The following is an 18408-nucleotide window of genomic DNA, read 5'->3' as shown; positions in this document are numbered from 1 at the left end:
CATCAGCGGTTGAACCGCTCCGCCAGGCTGTGCAGGTACTCCGCCATGCGCTCGAGGTCCTGGCTGATCTCGGCGCCCTGCTTGGCCTGCCCCGCGCTCTCGTCGCACAAATGGGCGATGCGCACGATCTGCTGGTTGATATCCTCGGCCACATGGCTCTGCTGCTCCGACGCCGTGGCCATCTGCTGGCTCATGCCGGTGATGCGGCTGATGGCCTGGGCGATCCCCGCCAACGCCTCCTGCACCGCCTCGACGCTGTGCACGCTGTCGCTGGAGATCTGCTGCCCGCGGCTGGCGCTGGCCACCGCACGGTCGGCACCGGAACGCAGGGTGGAGATGATGTGGTGGATCTCCTCGGTCGAGGCGCGGGTGCGCTGCGCCAGCGACCGCACCTCGTCCGCCACCACGGCGAAGCCCCTGCCCTGCTCGCCGGCCCGCGCCGCCTCGATGGCGGCATTGAGCGCCAGCAGGTTGGTCTGCTCGGCAATCGAGGTGATCACATCCACCACGCTGCCGATGGACTGGGTCTGCTCGGCCAGGGCATTGACTGCCTGACCGATGTCGCTGACCGCCTCGTTCATGCTGCCCATGGCGCGCAGGCTCTGCTGCGCCAGGTCGCTGCCCTGCTGGGCCAGCTGGTCGGCGTCGCTGGCCGCATGGGCGGTGGTCTGCACGTTATGGGTCACCTGCTGGATGGTCGCCGCCATCTGCGCAATGGCGGTGGCCGACTGGTCGGTCTCGCTGCGCTGGCGGTCGAGCATCTGCGCCTGGGCATCGGACAGCCCGGCGGACTGCGCGGCCCGTGACTTGACCCCGACACCGGCATCCACCAGGCGGGTCAGCGCGGTCTGCAGGCGCGCCTCTTCGCTGATGATGGCCAGGTCGAGCTGGCCCTGCAGGCCGGGGTTGTCGCTGTAGGTCAGGGCCACCAGCGGGCTGGTAAAGGCCTTGGGGTGCTCTTCGAGAGTACGGCGGATCGACTGGTTCTGCCGGTGCTCGACCACGTACCAGGCCGCCAGCAGGCTGGCCATCAGCACCCCCAGCGCCGCATAGGGGGGCAACCACAGGTAGGCGGCGGCCGATAGCAGGCCCGCACCGATCAGCGGCCAGCCATGGCCGATGCCATGCCCCAAGCGCGCCGCCAGCGCTACCGGCGAGCGCCCCGCACGCAGACGGGCATACAGCTTCTCCGCCCGGCGAATCTGCTCCCGGCTCGGCACCGAGCGCACCGATTCGTAGCCACTGATGCGGCCGTTCTCGTACACCGCCGTGACGTAGGCGCTGACCCAGTAGAAATCGCCGTTCTTGGCGCGGTTCTTGACCACGCCCATCCACGGCTTGCCTTGCTTGATGGTGTCCCACATATGCCCGAAGACCGCCGGCGGCATGTCGGGATGACGCACCAGATTGTGTGGCTGGCCGACCAGTTCGTCGTAGGTGAAGCCGCTGATGGCCACGAATGCGTCGTTGCAATAGGTAATGCGACTGTTCAGGTCGGTGGTGGAGATCAGCCGCTGGTCTTGGGGAAAGGTTCTTTCGTGCTCGGTGACGGGCAAATTCATGCGCATCGTTGGCGATCCCTTGCTTATCCAGATGAGTGGGAAAATCATCAAAGCAAGTAGATATTTAGCAGAAGGCCAGCATCCCAGCGGTCAAGTTTTGTAGGAAATTCGCCCGCCCTGACGGAATGTTCACAACGCGACAGGCCTCAGCCTACGTTGAGCTGGCTCTTGAGCAGGTCGCGGAAGGTCTGGATCAACGGTTCCCGGCTGCGGCCACGGCGGATGATCAGGGAAAACGGCGCCTGGTAGCCGAACGTGGCCGGCGACAGCACGCGCAGGTCGCCCTTGTCGACCCAGGCCTGGGCGTAGTGCTCGGGCAGGTAGCCGATGTAGGCGCCGGAGAGAATCAGGATCAACTGCGCCTCCATGCTCTCCACGGTGGCCGCGCTGTGCTTGAAACCATGCCTGGCCAGCTCGGCCTGGCTCCAGTAGCCCCGTCCGACCATGCGCTGCTGGGTGATCACCGGCTCAGGAATGCGCCGCTCGCCGAACAGCGCGTGACGACTGCTGCAATACAGCCAGTGCTGCTCGCGGTACAGCGGCTGGTAGACCAGCCCGCTCATGCGCGAGGAGAACGCGCCGATGGCCAGGTCCAGGCGGTTGTCCTGCACCCCCAGTTGCAGTTCGTAGGGGCTCGATACCGACAGGTGCAGGTGCACCGCCGGGTGTTCCTGGCTGTAGGCGCCGATGGCCTCGGCCAGCGGCAGGGCGCTGTCGCCAACGGTGGAGTCGATCACCCCCAGGTTGAGGGTGCCGCGCAGCTCGCCCTTGAGCGCCGCGGCGTACTGTTCGAAACCGTCCAGCTCACCGAGCAGGCGCAAGGTCTCCTGGTGGAACAGTTCACCCTTGCTGGTCAGGCTGAAGCCGCCCCGGCCACGGTGGCAAAGCACGATGCCCAGGGCGCTTTCCAGCTGGCTCATGTAGGTGCTGATCGCCGAGGTCGACAGGTTGAGGTCACGCTGGGCATTGGCGAACCCCTGGTGGCGCACCACGCTGGCGAAGATGCGCAGCAGTTTCAGGTCGGGCAGCGATGAGGCCATGGCGCAGGGTCCGCAGGGTGGAAATCGCCAGAGTCTAACCCGGTTGCCGGCCGATAGTTCAGAGAATCCTGAAGTAAGTATTTGTCGGTAGCGATTCTTCCCGACCACTACCTTGCGCAGACTGCGGCGAAATGTCCCTGCCCGCCAGCATGACCAGATGATCCAGGCGCGCGGCGGCACAGGTTCGAACAAACAGAACAATCGACCGACTGATGAGGCCCACCGTGGACAAGATTCTCCACCAACCACTGGGCGGCAACGAAATGCCGCGTTTCGGCGGCATCGCCACCATGCTTCGCCTGCCCCACCTGCAAAGCGCCGAAGGCCTGGATGCCGCGTTCATCGGCGTGCCGCTGGACATCGGCACCTCGCTGCGTTCCGGCACCCGCTTCGGCCCGCGGCAGATCCGCGCCGAGTCGGTGATGATCCGCCCCTACAACATGGCCACCGGCGCCGCCCCGTTCGACTCGCTGTCGGTGGCCGACATCGGTGACGTGGCGATCAACACCTTCAACCTGCTCGACGCCGTGCGCATCATCGAAGAGGCCTACGACGAGATCGTCGAGCACAATGTCACCCCGCTGACCCTGGGCGGCGACCACACCATCACCCTGCCGATCCTGCGTGCCCTGTACAAGAAGCACGGCAAGATCGGCCTGGTCCACATCGATGCCCACGCCGACGTCAACGACCACATGTTCGGCGAGAAGATCGCCCACGGCACCACCTTCCGCCGCGCCGTGGAAGAAGGCCTGCTCGATTGCGACCGCGTGGTGCAGATCGGCCTGCGCGCCCAGGGCTACACCGCCGACGACTTCAACTGGAGCCGCCGCCAGGGCTTTCGCGTGGTGCAGGCCGAGGAGTGCTGGCACAAGTCGCTGGCGCCGCTGATGGCCGAAGTGCGCGAGAAAGTCGGTGGCGGCCCCGTGTACCTGTCGTTCGACATCGACGGCATCGACCCGGCCTGGGCGCCCGGCACCGGCACCCCGGAGATCGGCGGCTTGACCACCATCCAGGCGATGGAGATCATCCGCGGCTGCCACGGCCTGGACCTGATCGGCTGCGACCTGGTCGAGGTTTCCCCACCCTACGACACCACCGGCAACACCTCGTTGCTGGGTGCCAACCTGCTGTTCGAAATGCTCTGCGTGCTGCCAGGGGTGGTACGCCGCTGATACCTCATCGCTGGCAAGCCGGCTTCCTGTGGGAGCTGGCTTGCCAGCGATGAAGACGTCACGACGCCAGCATAGAAACACCCCGGCAGGAGCCATTCGGGAGGGCCATAGAGGCCCGCCAACACAAGACAGAACCGCCGGGCGCCTTGCACCGTCCGGACGGCCGATCTCGCCATAATAAAGATAATCGGGAGACCCCCAATGGCCTTGGACATCATCGTTGTACTGATCTATGCCGCCGGCATGCTCGCGCTTGGCTGGTACGGCATGCGGCGCGCGAAGACCCACGAAGACTACCTGGTGGCCGGGCGCAACCTCGGCCCGACCCTGTACATGGGCACCATGGCCACCACCGTGCTCGGCGGCGCCTCCACCGTCGGCACCGTGCGCCTGGGCTATGTACACGGCATCTCCGGCTTCTGGCTGTGCGCCGCCCTGGGCCTGGGGATCATCGCCCTCAACCTGTTCCTGGCCAAGCCGCTGCTGCGCCTGAAGATCTTCACCGTGACCCAGGTGCTGGAGCGCCGCTACAACCCGATGGCCCGCCAGGCCAGCGCGGCGATCATGCTTGCCTACGCGCTGATGATCGCGGTGACTTCGACCCTGGCCATGGGCACCGTGCTGCAGGTATTGCTCGACGTGCCGTTCTGGATGGCCTTGCTGTTTGGCGGCGGCGTGGTAGTGGTGTACTCGACCATCGGCGGCATGTGGTCGCTGACCCTGACCGACATCGTCCAGTTCGTGATCAAGACCGTGGGCCTGATGTTCATCCTGCTGCCGGTGTGCCTGTACAAGGCCGGCGGCTGGGATGCCCTGGTGGCCAAGCTGCCGGCGGCCAGCTTCAGCTGGACCACCATCGGCTGGGACACCATCATCACCTACTTCCTGATCTACTTCTTCGGCATCCTGATCGGCCAGGACATCTGGCAGCGGGTGTTCACCGCCCGTGACGAGAAGGTCTGCCAGCGCGCCGGCACCACCGCCGGTGTCTACTGCGTGCTGTACGGCCTGGCCTGCGCCCTGATCGGCATGGCCGCCCATGTACTGATGCCCGACCTTGCCAACCCGAACAACGCCTTCGCCGAGATGATCAAGGGCCAGCTGCCCGAGGGCATCCGTGGCCTGCTGATGGCCGCCGCCCTGGCCGCGATGATGTCCACCGCCAGCGCCGGCCTGCTGGCCGCTTCCACCACCCTGACCGAAGACCTGCTGCCGAAGCTGCGTGGCGGCAAGCAGTCGAGCCTGGGCATCAACCGCCTGTTCACCTTGCTCACCGGCCTGGTGGTGCTGGGCATCGCCCTGGCGGTCAACGATGTGATCAGCGCCCTGACCCTGGCCTACAACCTGCTGGTGGGCGGCATGCTGATCCCGCTGATGGGCGCGATCTTCTGGAAGCGCGCGACCACCGCCGGGGCCATCGCCAGCATGACGCTGGGCTTCGCCACCGCGTTGTTCTTCATGTTCAAGGACGGCCTGGACGCCAACTCGCCGATCTACTACAGCCTGGCGATCGGCCTGGCGAGCTTCGTGCTGGTCAGCCTGGCGTCACGCAAGCCAGTGGCAACGGTGAACCTGGCCTGACACGCCAAGCGTCATCGCCGGTAAGGCGGCCCCTTCCACAGGTGCCGCCTTGCCAGCGAAAGGCCCATAACCGACTCCGACGACCATTCACCCTATATAACGGATTGATCTAAAACTCTCACTTCCTGCCCCGGTCACTACCTAAGTGCCCACTTTCGCGGCACACCCTCCCCAACGGCAAAACCGGTAAGGACTTATGTGCGGATTAGCAGGAGAGTTACGTTTTACCCCCATCGACCAAGCACCTCGCCCGGCGGACCTCGCCGCGGTGGAGCGCATCACCCACCACCTGGCGCCCCGCGGCCCCGACGCCTGGGGCTTCCATAGCCAGGGCCCGATCGCCCTCGGCCATCGCCGCCTGAAGATCATGGACTTGTCCGACGGCTCGGCGCAGCCCATGGTCGACAATGATCTGGGCCTGGCCCTGGCCTTCAATGGCGCCATCTACAACTTCCCCGAGCTGCGCCAGGAACTGCAAGACCTGGGCTACCGCTTCTGGTCGGACGGCGACACCGAAGTGCTGCTCAAGGGCTATCACGCCTGGGGCGCGGCACTGCTGCCCAAGCTCAACGGCATGTTCGCCCTGGCCATCTGGGAGCGCGACAACCAGCGCCTGTTCCTGGCCCGCGACCGCCTGGGCGTCAAACCCCTGTACCTGTCACGCAACGGCGAGCGCCTGCGCTTCGCCTCGACTTTGCCGGCGCTGCTCAAGGGCGGCGATATCGACCCGGTGATCGACCCCGTCGCGCTCAACCACTACCTGAACTTCCACGCCGTGGTGCCCGCGCCGCGCACCCTGTTGGCCAATGTGCAGAAGCTCGAACCCGGCACCTGGATGCGCGTCGACCGCCATGGCGAAGTCGAGCGCCAGACCTGGTGGCAGTTGCACTACGGCCCGAACCCGGACGAGCGCGAACTCGACCTGGAGGGCTGGACCAGCCGCGTGCTCGACGCCACCCGCGACGCCGTGGCCATCCGCCAGCGCGCGGCGGTGGATGTCGGCGTGCTGCTGTCCGGCGGTGTCGATTCCAGCCTGCTGGTCGGCCTGTTGCGCGAGGCCGGGGTGGATGACCTGTCGACCTTTTCCATCGGCTTCGAGGACGCCGGCGGCGAACGCGGCGACGAGTTCCAGTACTCCGACCTGATCGCCCGGCACTACGGCACCCGTCACCACCAGTTGCGCATCGCCGAGCACGAGATCATCGAGCAACTGCCGGCGGCATTCCGCGCCATGAGCGAACCGATGGTCAGCCACGACTGCATCGCTTTCTACCTGCTGTCGCGAGAAGTGGCCAAGCATTGCAAGGGCGTACAGAGCGGCCAAGGCGCCGACGAACTGTTCGCCGGCTACCACTGGTACCCGCAGGTCGATGGCGCCGAGGATGCCTTCGCGGCCTATCGCCAGGCCTTCTTCGACCGCAGCCACGCCGAGTACCGCGACACCGTGCAGGCGCCCTGGCGGCTCGACACCGACGCTGCCGGCGACTTCGTGCGCGAACACTTCGCCCGCCCCGGCGCACCGGACGCAGTGGACAAGGCGCTGCGCCTGGACAGCACGGTGATGCTGGTGGACGACCCGGTCAAGCGGGTCGACAACATGACCATGGCCTGGGGCCTGGAGGCGCGCACGCCGTTCCTCGACTACCGCCTGGTGGAGCTGTCGGCGCGCATCCCGGCGCGCTTCAAGCTGCCTGACGGCGGCAAGCAGGTGCTCAAGCAGGCGGCGCGGCGGGTCATCCCCCACGAGGTGATCGACCGCAAGAAGGGCTACTTCCCGGTACCCGGCCTCAAGCACCTGGAAGGCGCCACCCTGGGCTGGGTGCGCGAGCTGCTGACCGACCCGAGCCAGGATCGCGGCCTGTTCCACCCGGCCATGCTCGACCGCCTGCTGAGCAATCCCCACGGCCAGCTCACGCCGTTGCGCGGCTCCAAGCTGTGGCAACTGGCGGCCCTGAACCTGTGGCTCAGCGAACAAGGAATCTGACCGATGAAAGCCCACGAGATCGCCTACGGCCAGCGCTTGCTGCGTGGCCAGGCGCCGTCCTACGAGCGCCTGCAGGCGCGCCTGGCCGGTGATGGCAGCGAGCCTCACGACCGGCCACGGGCGCTGCACTGTGGCTGGGGGCGACTGCTGATCGGGCATACCTACCCCGATCCGCTCAGCCTGGCCGAAGACCTGTTGCAGGAGCAGGCGGGCGAGCGCGACATCGCGCTGTATGTCGCGGCGCCCCAGCAGGTGCTGGCCCAGGCCCCGCAACAATTGTTCCTCGACCCTTCCGACACCTTGCGCCTGTGGTTCACCGACTACCGCCCCGCGCAACGGGTGTTCCGCGGCTTTCGCATCCGCCGGGCGCAGGGCACGGCGGACTGGCAGGCAATCAACACGTTGTACCAGGCCCGTGGCATGCTCCCGGTCGACCCCGAGCTGCTCACCCCGCGCGAGCTCGGCGGGCCGGTGTACTGGCTGGCCGAGGACGAGGACAGCCAGGCGGTGATCGGCAGTGTCATGGGCCTGGACCACAGCAAGGCCTTCGACGACCCCGAGCACGGCTGCAGCCTGTGGTGCCTGGCGGTGGATCCGCAGTGCACGCGGCCCGGCGTCGGCGAAGTGCTGGTACGCCACCTCATCGAGCACTTCATGAGCCGCGGCCTGGCCTGCCTCGACCTGTCGGTGCTGCACGACAACCGCCAGGCCAAGCGGCTGTACAAGAAGCTCGGCTTTCGCAACCTGCCGACCTTCGCCATCAAGCGCAAGAACGGTATCAACCAGCAACTGTTTCTCGGCCCTGGCCCTGAAGCGACGCTCAATCCCTATGCGCGGATCATCGTCGACGAAGCGCTGCGGCGCGGCATCGAGGTGCAGGTCGACGATGCCGCCAGCGGCCTGTTCACCCTCAGCCTGGGCGGGCGGCGGATCCGCTGCCGCGAGTCGTTGAGCGACCTGACCAGCGCCGTGACCATGACCCTGTGCCAGGACAAGCGCCTGACCCGACGCGCCCTGCACAACGCCGGGTTGCAGGTGCCAGCGCAACAGCTGGCGGGCAATGCCGACGACAACCTGGCGTTTCTCGACGAGCACGGCGCGGTGGTGGTCAAGCCGGTCGATGGCGAGCAGGGCCAAGGGGTGGCGGTCAACCTCACGACAATCGATGAAGTCAGCCATGCCGTGGAACAGGCCAGGCGTTTCGACAGCCGTGTGCTGCTGGAGAGCTTCCATGCCGGCTCCGACCTGCGCATCCTGGTGATCGGCTTCGAAGTGGTGGCGGCGGCGATCCGTCACCCGGCGCAGGTGGTCGGCGACGGCAAGCACAGCATCCGTGCGCTGATCGAAGCGCAGAGCCGTCGGCGCCAGGCCGCCACGGGCGGCGAGAGCCGCATTGCGCTGGACGACGAGACCGAACGTACGCTCAAAGGCGCTGGCCTGGGTTACGACGACATCCTCCCCGCCGGGCAACGCCTGGCCGTGCGCCGCACCGCCAACCTGCATACCGGCGGCACCCTGGAGGATGTCACCGAGCGCCTGCACCCGGTACTGGCCGACGCCGCCGTGCGCGCCGCCCGCGCCCTGGAGATCCCGGTGGTCGGCCTGGACTTCATGGTCCGCGATGCCGAGCACCCGGACTACGTGATCATCGAAGCCAATGAGCGCGCCGGGCTGGCCAATCATGAACCGCAACCGACGGCCGAGCGCTTCGTCGACCTGCTGTTTCCCCACAGCCGGCTACCAGCCTGAATTCATCGCGGGGCAAGCCCGTCCCCACGCCTGGTCGCGTGGGGATGGGCGTGGTCCCACGATAGGGCCCATTACTGCGTCAAGGAGAAATCCTCATGCCCGAACGACACCCCGAACCCGATCTCGACTACCTCAAACGCGTCCTGCTGGAAATGCTCGCCATCCCCAGCCCCACCGGTTTCACCGACACCATCGTGCGTTACGTCGCCGAACGCCTGGATGAGCTGGGCATCCCCTTCGAGCTGACCCGCCGCGGCACCATTCGCGCCACCCTCAAGGGCCGCCAGAGCTCGCCCGACCGTGCCGTCTCGGCGCACCTGGACACCATCGGCGCCAGCGTTCGCCAGTTGCAGGACAATGGCCGCCTGGCCCTGGCACCGGTGGGCTGCTGGTCGAGCCGCTTCGCCGAAGGCAGCCGGGTCAGCGTGTTCACCGACACCGGCGTGTACCGCGGCAGCGTACTGCCGCTGATGGCCAGCGGGCACGCCTTCAACACCGCCATCGACCAGATGCCGATCAGCTGGGAGCATGTGGAGGTGCGCCTGGACGCCTACTGCACCACCCGCGCCGATGCCGAAGCACTGGGCATCGCCATCGGCGACTTCGTCGCCTTCGACCCCTTGCCGGAGTTCACCGAAAGCGGCCATATCAGCGCACGCCACCTGGACGACAAGGCCGGTGTCGCTGCGTTGCTGGCGGCGCTCAAGGCCGTGGTCGAAAGTGGCCGGCAACCGCTGATCGACTGCCACCCGCTGTTCACCATCACCGAGGAGACCGGCTCGGGCGCCGCGGCCGCCCTGCCCTGGGACGTCAGCGAGTTCGTCGGCATCGACATCGCACCGGTGGCACCGGGGCAGGCGTCCAGCGAGCACGCGGTGAGCGTGGCCATGCAGGACTCGTCCGGGCCCTACGACTATCACCTGTCGCGCCACCTGCTGAAACTGGCCGGCGACCGCGACCTGCCGGTGCGCCGCGACCTGTTCCGCTACTACTTCAGCGACGCTCACTCGGCGGTGACCGCCGGACACGATATCCGCACCGCCCTGGTAGCCTTTGGCTGCGACGCCACCCATGGGTATGAGCGCACCCATATCGACAGCCTGGCGGCGCTCAGCCGGCTGCTCAGCGCCTACCTGCTCAGCCCGCCGGTGTTCGCCAGCGACTCGCAACCGGCCAGTGCTTCACTGGAGCGCTTCAGCCACCAGCTGGAGCACGATGCGCAGATGGAAAGCGACACCCGGGTGCCGGCGGTGGACAGCCTGGTGGGCAACAAGGGCTGAGAGCAATCCGCACAATCCGCAGGAGTGGCGCTGCACCGCTCCTGCGCAGGCCTCCTGCGCCAATCGACTGCGCATGACAAAAGATTTCACGTAGCATGCGCACATCCCCATCACCACTGCCCAAACCCATGCTGATTCCCCACGACCAACTCGAAAGCGAAACCCTCACCCGTCTGATCGAGGACTTCGTCACCCGCGACGGCACCGACAATGGCGACGACACGCCGCTGGAAACACGGGTGCTGCGGGTACGCCAGGCGCTGGCCAAGGGGCAGGCGTTCATCCTGTTCGATCTGGAAAGCCAGCAATGCCAGTTGCTGGCCCGGCATGAAGTACCGCGGGAACTGCTGGAGTAACGGCTTGTCAGGCCCGCTGCTTCTGCAGTTCCATGGCCTTGATACGTTTGTAGACTTCTACCCGGTGCACCTCCACCTCTCGAGGTGCAGAGATGCCGAAGCGCACCTGGCCGTTCTCCACCGACATCACCTGAATCCTGATGCCCCCCTCAATGACGATGACCTCGCCCACTTCGCGTCCGATAACCAGCATCTCCGTTGCCTCTCGCTCAAGGGAAAATCGGAGACTGCCTCGCCAGCTTTCGCCTACTCAATCCTTCGCCGCAGAAATAGACATTTCCTACTTGTGAAGGTAAAGAAAGCCTACAGAAATTCGCTGATTAGTTAGCTTTACGTGACTTTGCCCGCATCTTGACCGCCATGTCCGCCATTTCGTCGTATAGCCGCTCAGGCGCCTGGCACTTGAGCTTCCAGGCCTGGCGCCCGGCTTCATGGGGAAGGATCAGGAACTCGTCGGCAGCCACCCGTTCATGAATATACTCGGCGATGTCGGCCGCATTGATCGGCGAGCCTTCCAGCAACCTGCCCACTTGTGCCTTCATCGCCGGGTCCGGCCCACGGAAAGAGTCGAGCAGGTTGGTCTGGAAGAACGACGGGCACACCACATGCACCGCCACCTCCACCTGACGCAGCTCCACCAGCAGGCTTTCGGACAGCGCCAGCACACCGGCCTTGGCCACGTTGTAGTTGCTCATGCCCGGCCCCTGCATCAGCGCTGCCATCGAGGCGATATTGATGATCCGCCCACGGCTGCGTTCGAGCTGTGGCAGGAACGCCTTGCAGCCCTTGACCACGCCCATCAGGTTGACCGCGATCTGCCAGTCCCAGTCCTCCAGGGACAACTCGGCGAAGAAGCCGCCCGAGGCCACCCCGGCATTGTTGACGATCACATCGACCCCACCGAGCTTCTCCTCGCAGGCCTGGGCCAGGGCGGTGAGCTGGCTGTAGTCGCGCACGTCGCAGCGCTGGGTGAAGCCGTCGCCTCCGGCCTGGCGCACCAAAGCCAGGGTTTCGCGCAAGCCCGCCTCATTGACGTCTGCCAGGGCCAGCTGCCAGCCCTCGCGGGCCCAGCGCAGGGCAATCTCGCGTCCAAGGCCGGAGCCAGCGCCAGTGATCATCATTCGGTTGTGCATGGTGGAGCGCCTTGAACAGTGGGAATGGCTGGAGTCTAGCCACAACACCCTGGCTGCCGGTACGGCATCAAATTGCTGAATACGCCAGTATCGGGCGGCAGGTATTTCAATCGCCAGGCAGGCGGATTGAATTTTTAGCCAAGGGCACCGGTCGGAACCATTAAGCGGCTACCGCTGCGCTCCAGCCCTTCCATCACGCAAGGACTCCGCCATGACCACGATCCTCATCATCATCCTGATCCTGCTGCTGATCGGTGGCTTACCGGTCTTCCCTCACTCCCGCTCCTGGGGTTACGGCCCGTCCGGCATCATCGGCGTGGTGCTGGTGGTCCTGCTGATATTGTTGCTGCTCGGTCGGATCTGAGGCGGTTTGCCTGACAACGGCGCAGCCCGATCACGAGGCGTTGCACTTCAAGGCTAAGCTTTCGAAGGGCGTTTGCCAGGATAGCGATCGCCGGCTGCGTCGCCAGGCATTGATCCTCGACCACCTGGCAAGCCGCGATGAGTTTTTGCGCATGGACCATGCGCACGCCTCCCCTGATCCGGTGCGCAAGCGCGTGCATGCCTGGCAGGTCAAAGCGTACGGCACACTGTCTGAGCGCGCGCAGATCATCGGTATTCGTATCGATCAACAGTTGCAAAAGCTCGCCCATGACCTCGCCATCACCGGCAGCCAAGCGTTCGAGCTCGGTAATTTCAAGGCCGGGTACACCGAGCCCATACTTGTCATGACTCCATAACAACGTTTGCAATTGGGTCATGGACAACGGCTTTGCCAGACAGTGATCCATGCCGGCGAGCATCCCCCGTTCCCAATTCGCATCGCAATGCCGAGCCGTGATACCAACGATCAAGGGGGGAAAAAGCTTGCGGCGCAGCTCATGCAGTCGCAAGGCGCGAACCCACTGGCAACCCTTCAGGCCGCTTAAGTTCAGGCCGCTGAATATCACGTCGAACGGTGTCGCCAGACACAACCGCAACGCTTGTCGACCATCATCGACAAGAGCGACCGAGTGCCCCAATCGTTTCAACTGCAGCTCGAGCATGAGGCGACTTGCAGGGTGACCGTCCACTACCAGGATTTCGAGGCCTGTCGCACCTGACGGTGAATGATCGTGAAGCCCTGATTGTGACAAAGGTGGCTCAGTGGGTAACACAGGTAGGGTTGCTCTCCATCACCAACCGCACCCTGTTGCTGCTGCCTATGCCAACGCTCCAGTTCAGCATGGATACGTCCGAGTTCGGCACACTGCCTGCTCATCACGTCATACCAGCCCATTGCGCCGGGCTATGTCCGCCATGTCGATGACCGAACCCACCCTCAGTTTCTCGATCAGTCGAGTCTTGTAAGTACTGATGGTCTTGTTGCTGAGCAACATGACTTCGCCAATGGCCTTGTTGCTCAGACCTCGTGCCAGGTGCTGCAGAATGATCAGCTCGCGGTTGGTCAGTGTGCCAAGCAGATACGGCTCGCTCGCCTCCAGCTCGCGTCGGTTGACTGAGCTCAGGGCGACATCCGGAAAGTAGGTATAACCGTCCAGTACCGCCATGATCGCCGTGCTCAGGATCTTCAGATCCTCAGTCTTGGAGACGAACCCTGAAGCGCCGGCCTTCATGCACCGCAGCGAGAAATTTTCGGTCAACTGCGAGGTCAGCACCACCACTTTGGCCGGGCACGTCATCGTCTTTATTCGCGTGATCACCTCCAGACCGTCCAGACCGGGCAGCAACAGGTCAAGGATCACGACATCAGGCTTGCGATCACGCGTCATGGCGACCGCGTCGATGCCATTGTCCGCTTGCCCGACTACCTCCAGGTTGTCCATACGCAACTGCATGCACACACTGGTGCGGATAAAGGGGTGGTCATCCACCACTAACGCTCTCGCTTTGTACACCGGTCCCTCCCACGTTGGTGCCGCCAACTCCATAAGCCAGTCATTGCCCCACCACCACATCCCGGCGCTCAACGCCCTCATGCAGTTCGAACTGGTAAATGCGCCCGTCTGCCACGGCAAATTCACGGGTGCGCCCGGGTAACAAGTGATGCTTGATGGCTGCATCGCATGTTTCGCCGCTGCGATCGCACTGACGAAAATGATCCAGCACTACCGTCGCATTACCGTTGTTGCTGACCACCATGCGGCCGCTTTTGTGCTCCACTGGCGTGTGATAACTGGTCGAGCTTGGCGTGACAAACAACAACGTTCCATATCCCGTCAGCACGTTGACCCCGGCCTTGAAGCTTTCCTTGTAGCGCTGCGTTTCAGCCTCGCTCACGGCAAAACCGTCATTCTGTTCGGGCATCACCGGGATGAAGCGCAAACGGAAATAGCGTTCCCTTACCCGCTCGCCTCGGTACAGCAAACGAACAGCTTGCATGCCTCGTGCCGGTATGATCAGGCGCGCCGGGCTGGCAATCAGTCCGCGGGTTTCCATGGGCAGGGTCTCCTGGTCGACTTCACGGACTGTGCCATCGCTGTCGTAGACCAGCTCGGCCACGCTGACCTTGACGAACGCCGTGCTGTCACCGCTATTGCGCAAACGCTTGAGCAGTGTGCTGCGATCATCGACGAGGTAATCGTAGAGCCCTCCTACATTGAGCGCCGGTGCCGCCTGCAACGGCAGGGACAGCAACAGGCCAAGTAGGCTTAACACGTATGAACGGAGCGTCACGGCAAAGGTCCTCATGCACAAATGTTGAATCGATTGCTTGCAGCAGCGCATTGTTCACCCATGCGCCAGAGAGGAGCGGCTCGCCGCTTCCTAAAAAGGTTGCAGAAATTTCCCAAGTGAATCTTCACCCTCAAAGGTCCGCATCAAACACCACTGTCACTTCACCTTGGTAAGTGGTGCCTGCATGGGCAGCCATTTCCTTGACCGCCGCCCCTCCCACCTGAAAATGCAGTTGCCCAGGTTGGTTGGTCAGCAGATGTTGTGGCAGGAAAACCGGCGCATCGAGCGCGCCGGTGGTCAACGGAATCCGTCGGGCGGCGGCACCCTCATGCTGGACGTTGCTCGGCAGCGACAGGCCGACCTCCAGCGGTACGGCATGATTCGTAACATTTCGAATGCCACAATGCATGCCCATGTCGAGCTCGCAGCGCTTGTAGACCTTGAACGGCCCCGTTGACCAGATCCTGAACGGCAGATCGCGCTCCAGCCTTGGCGGCAGGCCACGCCCGCCCAGGTAAGCCTGCCAGCCGCCCGGCGGCTCCAGCACAGCCCGATCGGATCCTGGAGGAAATCGCAGGTAGAGGTCGTGCCTGACGTCCAGCTCCAGATGGACGGTGAGTATCGAATCGTTGAAATCCACGGCACTGTTGCCAAAGGCAAAGTCGCCGTCGGCCCCCACCGTGAACTCCGTGGTGCCACGGTATGTCCCCTGGGGCATGCCAATTGGCCGGGGCATGATCAGCCTGTAGACCACACCGGCCAACCCGACATCACTCTCCACCTGATCGCCGATGGTTCCGTTTCTCGAGTCGCTGTAACAAGGCTGTGGAACGGAGGGATTGTTGACTGACCAGAGAAAACGTCCATAGGCTCCAAAGCTCCGACTCTCGCTGATCCGCAGCGCACACCCTCCTTCAATGTTGAAGATCGGCACCTCCGGTACGCCCCGCGTGCGCTGCAGCTCCAAGCTTACTTGCAGGAACTCGAGAGTGACCGAAAAGCTCTCGAACGTTGATTGATTGACCACCGTCACGGTTCGACGCGCGGGAAGTCTGACAAAAAAGCGGTCCCGCGGATCCGCCGCGCCTTGGCTGGTGGTCTTGCGAAAATCAATCGGCAAATCCACCGTGTCGACACTGCACATATGTGGCCATCGAGTGCAAAAACCCGCCGGGGGCGTCGTATTCTCGAAGTGCCCTGCCGCGTCGCCCAGATAACGAGCCGACAATGTCACTTGCGCAGCCCAAGCCGATGGCAAGCTGCTGGCGGCCAGGGCGAGCAGAAACACAACAGCATTTTTCATCAACTCTTTTCTCCTTGCGCCATCGGCTGGACTGCTGCCAGCCCTTCTTGCCCACAGGACAGGTCACCCACCAGCAGCACATCACCCTCGCGCTTGTGATCGGCAAGCTCCATCGACAGATTGCAGAGGGTCTGGCCGTCCCGGCGGACTTCCAGGGTTGGCGTTGACTGGCTCAACTGAACGGCGAAGTGCCCTCCAGCCTCACTGACACTGCGGCTCGCATGATTGATCACCATTGCACCAGACAAGGGTTGGCCCTGGTCATCGAGCAACCGCCCCAACACTGTGACCGTGCGCAACACGCGGACCTGCCGGAAGTCCACACCGCCACGGTTAAGGTGGTAATCAAGGCTGGACGGCTGGATGATGGCCGAGGGATCGTGAGCCTGGTCGAAATCGAACTGCACATGGCCGCTGCGGTACGCCGTCACCGGGATGACGTTGCGCCCAGGACGTAGCAAGGTACTCGCCCCCTGGAAATCGTCGGCACGCAGCGTTAGCTCGGGCAGGTCACTGGCGAGCTCGACAATAAGGCCGGCATCCTGCGCCTGCGGCTGCCCCGACATGGCCAGGCCAGCGGCGCTGAACGCCAACAGGCTCTGCAGGTTCAGACCCGCGCTGAGTTCGCCGTTGTAGGAAGACGACTGTACGTATGCATCCCCTTGCAGGTTCTGGTTGAGGAACTGGGCGTGGCCGGCGTAGCCGGTGCCGTAACGGTCCACCGTGAGCGTGCCGCCGACCGACTCCACCCCCTGCCAGTCGACATCCTGCTGATAGGACAGTGCAGCGTTCTGGTCACGGCCACCATCGCGGGCGGTTCGCGTGCCCAAGCTCGCTCCCAACCGACGCCCCGGCCCGCCCAGGCTCATGCTCAGGGTCACGTTGACCCCGCGGTTGCGCTGCTCACCGGAGCTGAGTGAGCCCGGACGATCGAACAGCGAAAATCGCCAGTTGGCCTCCGATCCCAGCAACTTCCCGTAGTACGCCCAGCCCAGATCGACCCCACTGCCACTGTTGGTACCGGTGCTATGGGCCAGACGCAGCGTGGCCGTGCTGCGTGGGCTGATACGGTGGTTGTAGGACAGCGACGTCTGCCGGCTCTCATCCTGCCCACGCAGCGCCTCGCGAACCGAAGCCGACGTATCGACGCGACTGCGGCTGTGGCTCAGCACCAACGAACCCTGATCGTGACGAAGCACGGCCTGCAAGTCATAGCCATCACCTCGCCCTTGGCTCTGATACAAATTGCCATATAGCTTGAGGCGATCCAGCGCGTCCCAATCCAGCGAAGTGCCGTACTGAAAGGCGTCGTCGATGCGTTGCGCGGACAGCCCCAGTACCGCACGAGGATGCAGCAGGTAGTTGGTCATTACCCCGGCGGCCACGCTTTGCTCGCGCCCGTCATCCCAGTTGCTGAGCAATGTCTGCTGCTGCCCGAGGTAGGCGTTGTAACGCCAACGGCTGTCTGTATTACCCCAATTGCTGGGCTTGTAGACGAACGCCTCGCTGCGTGAGCTCTCCTGGCCATCTTCGAGCAGGCGTATCTCGACTTCGTAGATTCCGCCCGGCAGCACCCGGGTATCGAGGGCTTGCAGCCCCGGTTGAACAGGTTGACTGTTGATCAACACACCATTGCGATAGATCTCGACCACTCCCGGACGGTTGGGTGTGACATAGATGGGGGTGCTACTGGGTTGGGCGTTCTCGATCAGCAGGCTGTCGCTGCTGCCCAACATGAGCCCCAAGGCTGTGTCAGGCATGCTGCCAAACAACCGCGGCTGTCGGCTCAGCCCCTGGGCAGACGGCGTGAAGTAACCCAGGCGGTAGAAATGTTCATCGCTTACCCGCTCGGCATAGAGCTGATCAAGGCGATGCCGGGTACCCTGGCGCTCGTCACTGCCGCGGTCGGCCTGGGCGTCGGCCAGCACCGTCCAGTTACCCACGCTGCCCTGCCCCTGCAGGACATAGCGCCCCGTGGTGTCGGCCGCGCTGCTCAGCACGTTGAGCTGGTTTCGCAGCAATAGTCCATAGCTGCCATGCTCAGGTTGCTGGTGATACCTGGCCTGTCCGCCTTGATGTTCGACATCATGGGTCAACAGCGACAGTTGCGAGTTGACCAGGCTGTAATGCACGGCCCGCAGCCCATCGACACAGTCCCGGACACAGGCGCCCAACGGTCGCCCGCTTGCCAGCCGCTCTTGCCAGCGGCGGCGGATGACCGCGGGCTCCCGGCTGTCCTGGACATCGGTGAATTCGAGCAGTTGGACCTGCTGGTCACGCGATAACAACACCATCGCATCACCCAGGTAGCGGCCGTCGAGGTCGACCCGGACCGCCAGGGGCACATCGAAGAAGTGCTCCTCGAATTCCCGTGGCAGGCCTTGGGTCGGTATCACGGTCGCCAGCCGCCCCGTCGCGGTCTCGGCAATGACCGGACGCGCCAGGCAGGCAAGGAACGCCAGCCCGCCATAGAGGCAGGCCCGAGAGAGAGGAAAGTTTGCCATGGAAGCCTGCATGCAGCCCCGACTCGCCCCAGGCAAGCAATGCCTCAGGGCGAAGGGGGCGAGAG

Annotated in this window: 16 protein-coding genes; 7 read left to right on the top strand and 9 right to left on the bottom strand. The window is 64.2% G+C overall.

The genetic code is table 11. The features are described from left to right. Positions 1–2: 2 nt before the first annotated feature. Together AAHK21_RS20795 and AAHK21_RS20790 are read right to left on the bottom strand one after the other, a co-directional pair. Positions 3–1568, bottom strand: coding sequence for a PAS domain-containing methyl-accepting chemotaxis protein (locus AAHK21_RS20795; RefSeq protein WP_046854596.1), 1566 nt, complete (start codon positions 1566–1568; stop codon positions 3–5). 140 nt (positions 1569–1708) lie between these two features. Continuing rightward, positions 1709–2602: a LysR family transcriptional regulator gene (locus AAHK21_RS20790; RefSeq protein ID WP_046854595.1), complete on the bottom strand. Its 894-nt coding sequence runs from the start codon at positions 2600–2602 to the stop codon at positions 1709–1711. A 224-nt stretch (positions 2603–2826) separates the two neighbouring features. Between AAHK21_RS20790 and speB the strand changes: the two genes are divergently transcribed. From speB to AAHK21_RS20760, 6 genes are all read left to right on the top strand, one after another. After that, complete coding sequence (gene speB, locus AAHK21_RS20785) at positions 2827–3777, top strand: agmatinase (RefSeq protein ID WP_367858218.1); 951 nt, start codon at positions 2827–2829, stop codon at positions 3775–3777. 201 nt (positions 3778–3978) lie between these two features. Then, positions 3979–5358: a sodium:solute symporter gene (locus AAHK21_RS20780; RefSeq protein ID WP_046854592.1), complete on the top strand. Its 1380-nt coding sequence runs from the start codon at positions 3979–3981 to the stop codon at positions 5356–5358. Positions 5359–5554: 196 nt separating this feature from the next. Beyond that, positions 5555–7342, top strand: a complete 1788-nt coding sequence (locus tag AAHK21_RS20775) for an N-acetylglutaminylglutamine amidotransferase (protein ID WP_367858217.1) — start codon at positions 5555–5557, stop codon at positions 7340–7342. Positions 7343–7345: 3 nt separating this feature from the next. After that, positions 7346–9091 (top strand): N-acetylglutaminylglutamine synthetase, encoded by a 1746-nt coding sequence (gene ngg / locus AAHK21_RS20770; protein WP_367858216.1) that lies wholly within the window; start codon positions 7346–7348, stop codon positions 9089–9091. 95 nt (positions 9092–9186) lie between these two features. Continuing rightward, entirely contained in the window at positions 9187–10371 is a 1185-nt protein-coding gene (locus AAHK21_RS20765) for an osmoprotectant NAGGN system M42 family peptidase (RefSeq protein WP_367858215.1), read from the top strand. A gap of 128 nt (positions 10372–10499) precedes the next feature. Beyond that, on the top strand, positions 10500–10727 hold the full coding sequence (locus AAHK21_RS20760) for a YheU family protein (RefSeq protein WP_023630058.1): 228 nt from the start codon (positions 10500–10502) through the stop codon (positions 10725–10727). A 7-nt stretch (positions 10728–10734) separates the two neighbouring features. On the opposite strand, the gene AAHK21_RS20755 is transcribed toward AAHK21_RS20760, so the two are convergent. Both AAHK21_RS20755 and AAHK21_RS20750 read right to left on the bottom strand, forming a co-directional pair. Then, positions 10735–10920, bottom strand: coding sequence for a carbon storage regulator (locus tag AAHK21_RS20755; protein ID WP_367858214.1), 186 nt, complete (start codon positions 10918–10920; stop codon positions 10735–10737). A 127-nt stretch (positions 10921–11047) separates the two neighbouring features. After that, positions 11048–11860 carry an SDR family oxidoreductase gene (locus tag AAHK21_RS20750; RefSeq protein WP_367858213.1) on the bottom strand — a complete coding sequence of 271 codons (813 nt, stop codon included), beginning with the start codon at positions 11858–11860 and terminating at the stop codon, positions 11048–11050. Positions 11861–12071: 211 nt separating this feature from the next. On the opposite strand from AAHK21_RS20750, the gene AAHK21_RS20745 reads away from it, so the two are divergent. After that, complete coding sequence (locus tag AAHK21_RS20745; protein ID WP_046854586.1) at positions 12072–12224, top strand: DUF3309 family protein; 153 nt, start codon at positions 12072–12074, stop codon at positions 12222–12224. Here the strand turns inward: AAHK21_RS20745 and AAHK21_RS20740 are convergent. The 5 genes from AAHK21_RS20740 to AAHK21_RS20720 form a co-directional block, all read right to left on the bottom strand. Continuing rightward, complete coding sequence (locus AAHK21_RS20740) at positions 12169–12933, bottom strand: response regulator (protein WP_367858212.1); 765 nt, start codon at positions 12931–12933, stop codon at positions 12169–12171. The genes AAHK21_RS20745 and AAHK21_RS20740 overlap by 56 nt on opposite strands. Positions 12934–13125: 192 nt before the next feature. After that, a complete protein-coding gene (locus tag AAHK21_RS20735) occupies positions 13126–13791 on the bottom strand; it encodes a response regulator (protein ID WP_367858211.1) in 666 nt (221 codons plus the stop codon). A gap of 7 nt (positions 13792–13798) precedes the next feature. Next, positions 13799–14551, bottom strand: a complete 753-nt coding sequence (locus AAHK21_RS20730; protein WP_367858210.1) for a molecular chaperone — start codon at positions 14549–14551, stop codon at positions 13799–13801. A 115-nt stretch (positions 14552–14666) separates the two neighbouring features. Further along, on the bottom strand, positions 14667–15839 hold the full coding sequence (locus AAHK21_RS20725; RefSeq protein WP_367858209.1) for a hypothetical protein: 1173 nt from the start codon (positions 15837–15839) through the stop codon (positions 14667–14669). After that, complete coding sequence (locus AAHK21_RS20720) at positions 15839–18343, bottom strand: TcfC E-set like domain-containing protein (RefSeq protein WP_367858208.1); 2505 nt, start codon at positions 18341–18343, stop codon at positions 15839–15841. The genes AAHK21_RS20725 and AAHK21_RS20720 overlap by 1 nt, the downstream gene beginning before the upstream one ends. Positions 18344–18408: the final 65 nt, after the last annotated feature.

The sequence above is a fragment of the Pseudomonas sp. TE50-2 genome (assembly GCF_040813665.1).
GTDB lineage: Bacteria > Pseudomonadota > Gammaproteobacteria > Pseudomonadales > Pseudomonadaceae > Aquipseudomonas > Aquipseudomonas soli.
This window is presented reverse-complemented; position numbering and strand designations above follow the sequence as displayed.